This is a genomic window from Microbacterium pasadenense, assembly GCF_047246565.1.
Lineage (GTDB): Bacteria > Actinomycetota > Actinomycetes > Actinomycetales > Microbacteriaceae > Microbacterium.
The window spans coordinates 132271-139240 of sequence record NZ_JBFOKN010000004.1; the positions used below are offsets into that span (position 1 = coordinate 132271).

Here is a 6970-nt window from a genome sequence, read left to right on the forward strand (position 1 = left end):
CCTGCGGCATCCGTTCGCGACGAGGGCGGATGCTGCTGAGCAAGTTGGCGGATCAGACCCGGTAGCCGTGGTGCCGCCGGAACAGCGCACACGCCATCACGACGGTCTGCAGACCGATGACCCCGGCGACGATGGGCCAGCACGCTGCGAGCACGGTGGACTGCGTGGCCGGATCGAGCCGGCCCCAGACGACGACGGTGCCGGCGACGGCGGCCGAGAACAGCAGCAGCGCCGTGACGCGGCCGGACCCGCGATCCGCCCCGCCCACGCCGACCTGGCGCGCCCAGGCGTCGACCTTCGCTTTCGAGAAGAACCGCGCCCAGGACCGGACGAAGTCCCGGATGCGGATCCACATGAAGGCCTCCGCCGGGAGGACCAGCAGTGCGAAGGCGTAGTCGCGCGCCCGAGCCGTGGCCATCGACCTCACCACCCGGAGGTTCACCAGGGTGGTGACCGCCAGCGGGATCAGCCACCACGGCGAGAACTCGAACGCATCGACCGAGAGGGAGGCGATGACGAGGGCGACGAACGCGAGGCGCACGAACAGATGCGTCAGCATCGACAGCTGCTCGAACCACCGGACGCGCAGGTTCGGGTGCAGCGGCTGCCCCCTCGTGTCGCCGCGTTCGCCCGGCCACATGAGCTCGATCGCACTGTAGGTCCACGTGGTCTGCTGGGCGTCGTAGCCCGCCAGGGTGGTCCTCCCCCGCACGGCAGCGCGAGCGAATGGACTGATCTTGGTGAGGTAGCCGGCGGACTTGATCTGCAGCGACAGCACGGCGTTCTCGACGTCGCAGTCCTTCACCCACGGGACGCTCTGGTGGTTCGCCGTCATGGCGTCCCGGAGCGCGGTGGTCGAGAAGATCGAGAACTGACCGCCGACGACGGCCGCGTTCCGGCCACGGAGAAGGTGCTGCATCGTGGACGCCGCGACCTGGCTGCGCTGACCGGCGACGAGCCACTTCGCGACGGCACCCGCGGTGGGGTGGTCGTCGACCGCGCAGATCGCCGAGATGCCGCCGATGCGGGAATCCGACACGGCCTCGCCCTCGAGGAACTCCACGGCGCGACGGTCGGCGCGCGTGTCGGCGTCGACGCCGAGCAGGTAGTCGTAGCCTTCGACGAGGGAGTAGCCGTAGTTGAGGGCGCCGACCTTCCGGTCGGGGTTGTCGCCGATGTCGTGGACGAACACCTCGGTGAACTGGGCGCCGAGCTCTGTCGCCACCTCGTGCGGCCCCGCGAACTGCGAGGCGATCGCCACCGTGGCATCCGACGTGTTGTTCACGACGACATGGATGACGTCGGGAACCCGGCTCTGCTCGAGCAGCGATCGGACGGCGCCGCCGATCGAATCCGCCTCGTTGCACGCGGCGATGACGCAGCCGATCGTCGAGCGGTCCGCCGTTGTGGCCTCGAGGACGGACGCGAAGTCGTCGGCGAACTCGTCGGGGGCCTGCGGGCGCGGCGCCCGGTCAGCTGGGTGCCGCCGCTGCGGCTGCGCGGGCGCCGTCACGTCGGGTCCTTGGTGCAGGACATGCGGAACCTCAGATTCGGGCGAGAGGACGGAAGAACCGGCGACGGTGTTCGGGTCACCGCCGCCGGTGGTACATCCCCACAGTAGGGAGCGCGATCGTGCGATTTCCCGAACTTCGCAGACCCTCAAGCTGGTCTTGGGGAGATCTTGAGGTTGCCCCATCGTCGCCCGTTCGTGGCTCGGACGTGGCCCGTCGCCGACGCCGGCGGTGGCGACTCGCGGCCCCTCCTGAGATGGGTAGGAGTTTTTTCTTGAGCCCGTTTCAGCACCGTCTGCGGGCTGGAGGCCAGGTCGGAGGCGGAATCATGCCGAACCGATTCGACGAGCAGCCCTCAAGCGTTGCGAATGTTTACCTCCCGGAAACTCTCGTAACTTGCATCACCTGAGTGATTCCTGAATACTGGCAAAGTCAAACCATCGGGGGCGTTGGGTTGAGGCAGTTCCTTGTCGCTTTCTTCACCCCTGTTTTCCGACGACCGAAAGCAGAAACCATGAAGAACAAGATCAGCAAGGCAGCCGCGGCTCTCGCGATCGCCGCAGCGACGGTCTTCGCGGCTCCGGCCGTCGCGAGCGCCCAGACTGCAGAGCGGTACACGCCCGCGCCCGCCAACGGAACCTCCGTGACGATCGTCGCCGGCGAGAACGCGACCGTCGTCTTCAACAACTTCGTCGCCAACGAGAACGTCGTCTTCACCCTCACGGGCTTCAACGCGTCGGCCGGCTCGCTCGCCGCCGTGAACGCTGCGGCTGACGAGTCGATCTCAATCGAGAAGGAAGCCAACGCCGATGGCGAGGCTGCCGTTGAGGTCACCCTCCCGGACAACGCGCAGGGCGACTACACCCTGAGCGCCGACGGCGAGGTCAGCGGCGAGTCCGCCGACGTCACCATCTCGGTCGCTGCGACCGGTGATGGCAGCGGTGTCCTCCCGGGCTCCGGCTTCGACGGTGACGCGCTCCTCGGCCTCTGGGTCGGCGGCGGCGTGCTCGTCCTCGCCGGTGCGAGCATCGCGGTTGCCACCTCGGTGCGCCGCGCTCGCCAGACTGCGTAAGCACTCGCGAACCAATCGCAACGAAAGGACCCCCGGGCTTCGGCCCGGGGGTCCTTTCGCGTGTCGGGGTGTGCGTCGAGGCATCCCGCTGCGGCGTTCACCACCGACTCTCTGTGGCGAGACGGGCGCTCGGTGGTGAGACGGACGGTTCGTGTCGAGACGGACGTCGGCACGCGGCGTCTCGCCGCCGTCCGTCCGTCTCGCCCCGCTTCGTCCGTCTCGCCGCGCCGCGCACGGTGCGTCTCGACACGGATGCCGGTGCACCTGCCTCAGCCGGAGGGCGACCTACTCGTCGTCGAGCTCGGCGGCGCCCGAAGCGCCCAGCTCGCGGCGGGCGCGGGTCTGCTCGGCGCGGGCGGCGAGCAGATCGTCGGTCGGATAGCCGACCTCCGCCAGTGTGAGCCCGCGGGCGGCGAGCACCTTGAAGTCGTTGACCCGCTCGAGCGCATCGCGGATGTCGACGAGGTGCGCAGGATTCAGCTTGCCCTCCCCCACCGCGACGCACGCGCCGACCAGAGCGCGCACCATGCTGTGGCAGAACGCATCCGCGCGGACGTTGGCGATCAGGATGCCGGTCGCGTCGCGGTGCCAGTCGTACTCGAGCAGCGTCCGGATCGTCGTCGCCTCCTCGCGCGGCTTGCAGTACGCCGCGAAGTCGTGGAGTCCCCGCAGGCCACGGGCTGCGGCATCCATCGCCTCGACATCGAGGGTGGCGTTGACGTACGTCGTGCGGGAGCGGTCGAGCGGGTCGTAGCCGGTGACCCGGTCGGCGAGCCGGTACGAGTAGCGGCGCCACACGGCGGAGAAGCGGGCGTCGAAACCCTCCGGCGCGACGTCGACGTGCCGGACGGCGACGTCGGGGTACGCGCCGAGCACGCCGTTGAGCCGGGCAGCGAGCGCCGTCGGCTCGGGATTGCGGCCGGCGCGGAGGCGGGCCTCCTGCGCCTCGGTCAGGTCGAGGTGTGCGACTTGACCGGATGCGTGAACGCCGGCATCCGTTCGGCCCGCCACGACCAGACGCGGATCGCCGCCGAGGATCCGCGCGATGGCGGCCTCGAGCGTCCCCTGCACGGTACGGAGGTTCGGCTGCCGCGCCCAGCCCCGGAAGTCGGTGCCGTCATAGGCGAGATCGATCCGGAGGCGCACGCGGTCCAGACTACCCGCGCGCGGCGCGGCGGCGGGGCTGCCTCTGCTCGAGACCGGGCTAGCGCAGCCGGTCGACCTCGGCGCGCGTGGGCGGGTCCGCGCCCGGCCGTGAGACCGTCACGCCCGCCATCACGGCAGCCCGGCGCAGCGCCCGCTCGAGCGCGCCGCCGTCACCGGTCAGCAGCTGCGGCTCGTCGACCGCACTGGTGATCAGGCTCGCCATGAAGGCATCCCCCGCCCCGATCGTGTCGGCGACCTCGACGCGCAGCGGATCCGCTGTCGTCACGCCGTCCGGACCGAGCGCGAGGGCGCCGGCGCTCCCCCGTGTCATCACGACCACGCGAGGCCCGAGCGCGGCGATGGTGCGGAGCACCCGCCCCGGCGAGACGTCGGGGTAGAGAGCCGCGGCATCCTCATCGCTCAGCTTCACGAGGTCCGCGGCGGCGAACGCGCGCTCGGCGACCGACCGGGCGTCGGCGCCGACGAGAGCGGGCCGGATGTTCGGGTCCACGGTGACGATCGCCCCGGCACGGGCGGCGCGCTCGAGGCCGGCAAGCGCGACCTCGCCGCCGGGCTGCAGGAACAGCGCGATCGAGCCGGAGTGCACGACGGATGCCGCGTCCGCCGCCGCCGCGACGGCACCGGGATCGAGGGTCCAGGAGATGTCGAAGTCGTACTCCGCCGACCCGTCCGGCTGGATGCGGGCGCGGGCGGTGAAGGTCGCGGCATCCGTCCACGACGCGTCCGCCACCGCCGCGCCCGACGCCTCCACCTGGTCGGCGATGCGGCGTCCGCGATCGTCGCGCCCGATACTGGTCAGGAGGGCGGTCGCGATGCCCTGCCGAGCGACGCCGATCGCGACGTTCGCGGGACTGCCGCCGACGAACTCCACGGCATCGCCACCGCGATCGACGATGTCGATGAGCGCCTCGCCGATCACGAGGACGGCAGCGCGGGGCGCGGAGTGCGGCGGCGCGGCATCCGTCCCCGGCCGAACGGATGCGTCGGCGTCGTGCGCCACGTCAGCGGACGACGGCGGTGACGGTCGGGAGGTACGACAGCACCTCTTGGCTCGTCGACCCGAGCAGGAACCTCGCGACGGCGCCGCGGCCGTGCGTGCCGACGACGACGAGCCGCGCGTCCTGGGCGATGTCGCCGATCACCTGGGACGGATGCCCACGCTCGGCACGGCGGATGATCTTCAGGTCGGGGTATCGCGACGCGAGGCCGGCGAGCGACATCGCGAGGACCTCCTCGGCCATCGACTGCATGTTGGCGAGGTAGAGGTCGGGATACACCTCCATGGCGTTGCGGGGCGTGTGCAGCGGCGTCCACACGCTGACCGCGATGAGCGGCTCGCGGAGCCGGTCGGCTTCGGCGGCGGCGAACTCGATCGCGTGCTCCGAGACGGTGGAGCCGTCGATGCCGACGACCACGCCGTCCCCCTCGCCGAGGTCGCGGTCGGGGACGACGACGACGGGCGACTTCGATCCCGCCGCGATACGGATGCCGTGGACCCCGCGGGCGGGGCCGGTGCCGGCCCCACGGTAGTCGCTGCCGATGACCAGCAGACCCGCATCGGCGGAGGCCTCGATGAGCTTGGTCACCGGGTTCCCCGAGTCGACACGCGTGGTGACGGCGACGCCGGCCTGGCGGATGCGGTCGGCCTCGGACTCGAGCAGCTGCTGCGTCGCGGTCTGCGCCGCGCCGAGGACCTCGGCCTCCCCGACCGTGCCGATCGCGCCGCCGACGACGGAGATCAGCTGGATGGCCTGCTTGCGCTCGGCGGCCCGGGCGATCGCCCAGTCCACGACCCTGCGCGAGACAGGCGCCCCGGTGAGTCCGACGATAATCTGGCCAGCCATGGTTGTCCACCCTTCGTTGGGAGACGCGGCCTTCCGGGTACGTGACGTCACCACGGGCGTCGGGTCTCGGTGCCCCCACGCTACCGCGCCCGGCGTTTCACCGCTCCTGCCGGAAGTCGGGCGTCCTCTCTGCCGCCAGTGCATTGGCGCGGTGCGGGCCTCGTGCACAGCGGCCGCCATCGGCCGCGCCGCCCGTACACTGACACCGTGAGCACTGCGCGACTCGTGGACCGTGTCGGACGACCGGTGGAGCCGCAGCTGCCGACGCAGCCGGCCGGCGTCACCTGGCGCCCTGCGACGCCGGACGACATCGACGGCATCCACGCCGTCTTCGTCGCGGCGGATGCCGTCGATCACCCGACCTGGATCACCCCACGGCAGGACATCGCCGACATCTTCGAGCTCAGCCACGTCGACATCGCGCGCGACACCCTCGTGGCCGTGTCGCCCGACGGGACGATCGTCGCGGTCGGCTCGGCCATGCTGCATCCGTCCCGCGTCGACGGGAAGCTGAACGTCGATCTGGGCGCCACCGTCCACCCGGGCTGGCGCCGGCGAGGAATCGGCACGGCCCTCATAGCCTGGCAGAACGCTCGCGGTACGCAGCAGGTCGCTGCCGCGGCGACCGCCCTCGAGGGCGGCGGCACCGAGGGCGTCCTGAAGCTGTACGCGCAAGAGGGCAACGACGATCACGTCGCGATCGCCGAGCGCGAGGGGTTCACGGCGGAGCGCTGGTTCTCGTCGATGGTCCGCGACCTCGGCTCGCCTGTCCCGCAGCTGGACGCGCCCGACGGCATCACGGTCGTGGCGTACACCCCCGACCGCGCCCTCGACGCCCTGGCGGCGCGCAACGACGCCTTCCGCGACCACTGGGGCAGCTCGCCGTCGAACACCGAGCGATGGACCCAGTTCGTCGAAGGACCGTTCTTCCGTGCGGACCTGTCCCGCATCGCGGTGGATGCCGACGGCACGATCGTCGCCTTCTGCCTGGCATCCGTCAACGAGGACGACTTCGCCGCTCTCGGCGCCTCGCACGCCTACATCGACCTCATCGGCGTCGTGCGGTCGCACCGCCGTCGCGGGCTCGCGCCCCTCATCGTCTCGCGGACGCTGCGCGCCATCGCCGAGTCCGGCCTGGAGAAGGCCGTGCTCGACGTCGACACCGACTCCCCCACCGGCGCGAACACGCTCTACGAAGGCCTCGGCTTCACGTTCACCGAACGAGACCAGGTGATGATCCGCCGTCTCTGAAACGACGAAAGCCCCGACCGGAACGGTCGAGGCTGTGTCGTCTCGTGAGTGTTGTTAACGAGAAATGGCCACCCAGCGATGGGTGGCCATTTCACGAAAAGAAGTCCGGCGGTGTCCTACTCTCC

The 6970-nt window shown here is 70.8% G+C and carries 6 protein-coding genes; 2 read left to right on the plus strand and 4 right to left on the minus strand.

Annotation, left to right across the window (positions count from 1 at the left end):
• Positions 1–52: 52 nt before the first annotated feature.
• Positions 53–1513 (minus strand): glycosyltransferase family 2 protein, encoded by a 1461-nt coding sequence (locus AB3M83_RS12820; RefSeq protein WP_412948761.1) that lies wholly within the window; start codon positions 1511–1513, stop codon positions 53–55.
• A 512-nt stretch (positions 1514–2025) separates the two neighbouring features.
• Here AB3M83_RS12820 and AB3M83_RS12825 point away from each other — a divergent pair.
• The gene (locus tag AB3M83_RS12825) at positions 2026–2583 is read left to right on the plus strand and encodes a hypothetical protein (RefSeq protein WP_412948765.1); all 558 of its coding nucleotides are present in this window, start codon (positions 2026–2028) and stop codon (positions 2581–2583) included.
• A gap of 285 nt (positions 2584–2868) precedes the next feature.
• Here AB3M83_RS12825 and truA read toward each other — a convergent pair whose 3' ends face one another.
• Genes truA through AB3M83_RS12840 form a run of 3 tightly spaced genes read right to left on the minus strand, consistent with a single transcriptional unit; the run spans position 2869 to position 5594 of the window.
• Positions 2869–3729, minus strand: a complete 861-nt coding sequence (gene truA / locus AB3M83_RS12830; protein WP_412948767.1) for a tRNA pseudouridine(38-40) synthase TruA — start codon at positions 3727–3729, stop codon at positions 2869–2871.
• 58 nt (positions 3730–3787) lie between these two features.
• Positions 3788–4750 (minus strand): PfkB family carbohydrate kinase, encoded by a 963-nt coding sequence (locus tag AB3M83_RS12835; protein ID WP_412948770.1) that lies wholly within the window; start codon positions 4748–4750, stop codon positions 3788–3790.
• 1 nt (position 4751) lies between these two features.
• Positions 4752–5594 carry a universal stress protein gene (locus AB3M83_RS12840; protein WP_412948773.1) on the minus strand — a complete coding sequence of 281 codons (843 nt, stop codon included), beginning with the start codon at positions 5592–5594 and terminating at the stop codon, positions 4752–4754.
• A 207-nt stretch (positions 5595–5801) separates the two neighbouring features.
• On the opposite strand from AB3M83_RS12840, the gene AB3M83_RS12845 reads away from it, so the two are divergent.
• Complete coding sequence (locus AB3M83_RS12845) at positions 5802–6845, plus strand: GNAT family N-acetyltransferase (protein ID WP_412948776.1); 1044 nt, start codon at positions 5802–5804, stop codon at positions 6843–6845.
• The last annotated feature ends 125 nt before the right edge of the window (positions 6846–6970 follow it).